The organism is Brevibacillus sp. LEMMJ03 (assembly GCF_007197875.1).
Lineage (GTDB): Bacteria > Bacillota > Bacilli > Brevibacillales > Brevibacillaceae > Brevibacillus > Brevibacillus thermoruber.
The window spans coordinates 1-841 of record NZ_VKJN01000052.1 but is presented as its reverse complement, the minus strand read 5'-3'; the positions used below and the strand labels follow the sequence as shown (position 1 = coordinate 841).

Annotated in this window: 1 protein-coding gene; it reads left to right on the top strand. The window is 47.8% G+C overall.

Annotation, left to right across the window (positions count from 1 at the left end):
- Positions 1 to 215: 215 nt before the first annotated feature.
- On the top strand, positions 216 to 841 hold a 626-nt coding region (locus tag FOI68_RS22700; protein WP_255433835.1), incomplete at its 3' end, for an IS256 family transposase.

Here is an 841-nt window from a genome sequence, read left to right as displayed (position 1 = left end):
CATAGAAAAACAACCCCTTTACACAAAGTTATCCTTAGTCTTAACTCCGTGTAAAGAGGATTGATGAAAGTCCAGAGTAATGAATCAGAGTCTATAAACTATTTTGTGTAAACTCCTAACCTTCAAATAGAGTAAATGATTTCAAAGAAAGGTTGGGAGAGCCCATGAGCCTGATGTCCAAATAGCAACTGAAGCAGTGGATCAAGGAAAAGAACATGCAATCGGTGGAAGACGTCCAATCAGCCCTAAAGGAGTTGTTTGCCGACACCCTTCAGGAGATGTTGGAAGCCGAACTGGAGACGTCACTTGGCTACACCAAGCACGACACGAAAAATAAGAAAACCACCAACAGCCGGAACGGCTACAGCAAGAAAAAGGTGCGTTCCGAGTACGGCGATGTGGACATTCAGGTTCCGTGTGACCGGGCCGGTGAGTTTGAGCCGACCATCGTCAAAAAGAACCAAACGAACGTGACGGGTATCGAAGACCAGATCATTGCCATGTATGCCAAGGGTGTTTCTACCCGTGACATCCAGGATCACCTGCAGCAGCTCTACGGCATCGAGGTTTCTCCTACCCTCATCTCCAACGTGACGAACAAGATCATCCCGCTGATCAAAGAATGGCAAAACCGTCCCTTACAGGCGGTATACGCGGTGGTGTTCCTGGATGCGATTCACTTCAAGGTGAAACAAGACGGTGCCATCATCAACAAAGCCGCCTACATGGCCATTGGCATTGACTTGGAAGGCCACAAAGATGTGCTTGGCATCTGGATCGGGGAAAATGAATCGGCAAAGTTCTGGCTTCATGTCTTAAACGAGTTGAAAAACCGGGGCGT